This window comes from Allochromatium palmeri (assembly GCF_009720725.1).
Taxonomy (GTDB): Bacteria; Pseudomonadota; Gammaproteobacteria; order Chromatiales; family Chromatiaceae; genus Thermochromatium; species Thermochromatium palmeri.
The window spans coordinates 1-1,471 of record NZ_WNKT01000121.1; the positions used below are offsets into that span (position 1 = coordinate 1).

Consider the following 1,471-nt stretch of genomic DNA (forward strand, 5'->3'; position numbering starts at 1 on the left):
ATCGTCTTCGCCTCGCCGCTGGTCGCGGCGCTGCGCCGTCGCTGGCCCGAGGCGCGCATTGCCTGGCTGGTCCAGCCCGAATGTGCGGCGCTGCTCGACCGTCATCCGGATCTCGATGCCGTGATCGTCTGCCCGCTGCGCCACTGGCAGCGGCTGTGGCGTGAGCGTCGTTATCGCGAGCTGTGGGCGGGGATTCGCACGCTGCGGGCCAGCGATGTACTCATGGTTCGCCCATTTTGAGAGAGTCTTCCACCAATTTCGTACACATATTTTCATACAAGCCTGGCGAAAATCCGCTCAGGACGAGAATGCGTGTCTGCACAGCGTTCAATGGAGTCATGCTCTGCCAGCTGGCGTTGCCTAAGCCGCCCATGATCAGGCAGATTCCGGTAAAGGTGGCGAGCATCCTCTCGGTGGTTGGGCGGGCGGTGGCCCGTTTGGGGTTTCCCGCATAGAGGTGGTCGAGCGTTTCGCCCTTGATCTGTAAGGCGTTGCGGACGGTGAATTCGACGAGGCACAGCACGCGCAGGGCGATGGCGAGGAGGCGAACGAGTCCCTTGATGCGCGTGGTCGAGCTCAAATAGAGCGGGGTCAAGCCCAGGGAGCGGCCGCGTAAGCGGTTGAAGCCACGCTCGATGAGGTATTGCTCGCGGTAGGCGAGTACGGCGGCGGGAAAACGTGATCGACCAGGTGCGCTGCCGTCTCTGCCATCCGCCGAACGTTGCAGGACGGGCACAGGCCGCTACCTTTGCACGAGAAGGCGACCAGGAAGTCATGCCCGCAGTCCGGGCATCTGGCCCGGGCGAAGCCAAAAGCGAGGATGCCGCATTCGAGGTAACGACGAAATTCGCGTTCGACATAGGCCGGCATGCGCTGCGCGTCCCAGTCGTCTTCACTCGCCAGCGCGAGATAGGTCTCCAGGTGCTGCTGGACGACTTGGTAGAGGACGGTTTGCTCGGGATGGCGGCGGCCGTACGGGGCAGGTCCGCATCCCGGTGACGCGACGGCCATGTCGGCATCCGGCTGGAATTCGGCGCTTGACTGTATTTATGTACAGTTTAGCGGCGATTCGGCAGTCTCCAACGCCGACGCGAAGCGCCGGGTCGTGGCTCTCCAGCGCCGGGCAGGGGGTCGGCAGCGCGACGCCGTCCAGGTCGAGGATCACGGGCATGCCGAAATAGACGACGACGCCGCCCGAATAGGCGACGCCGCTGAAGGTGCGCGCGCGCTCGGCGTCGTCGTCGGCCGGCTGCGGCGCCAGTGCCGGCGCGGGGGCCTCCAGGCGGAGGCCGTCGCGGTGGGGCTGGGTTCTGCTCATGGGACGGAGTGTCGGCCCCGCAGGCCGTCGATCGGTTCCGCCGTCTGCGCCGTTTTCTCCGCTGTAGCGGGCATTTAGGAGATTGCCAGGAAAGAACTTACCCATCAGCTGGCCGGATGAGGATGTCCCATTTAGGCAAGGAGGGGTTGCGCT

The 1,471-nt window shown here is 64.8% G+C and carries 1 protein-coding gene and 2 pseudogenes; 1 reads left to right on the plus strand and 2 read right to left on the minus strand.

Annotated elements, in window-relative coordinates; all coding sequences use genetic code 11:
- On the plus strand, positions 1-240 hold a 240-nt coding region (locus tag GJ668_RS20225), incomplete at its 5' end, for a glycosyltransferase family 9 protein (RefSeq protein ID WP_425482515.1).
- Here the strand turns inward: GJ668_RS20225 and GJ668_RS19690 are convergent.
- Positions 221-667, minus strand: a pseudogene (locus GJ668_RS19690) (IS1634 family transposase); the annotation flags it as partial. The gene GJ668_RS20225 and the pseudogene GJ668_RS19690 overlap by 20 nt on opposite strands.
- Before the next feature lie 2 nt (positions 668-669).
- Positions 670-1,011: pseudogene (locus GJ668_RS19695) on the minus strand (transposase zinc-binding domain-containing protein); the annotation flags it as partial.
- Positions 1,012-1,471: the final 460 nt, after the last annotated feature.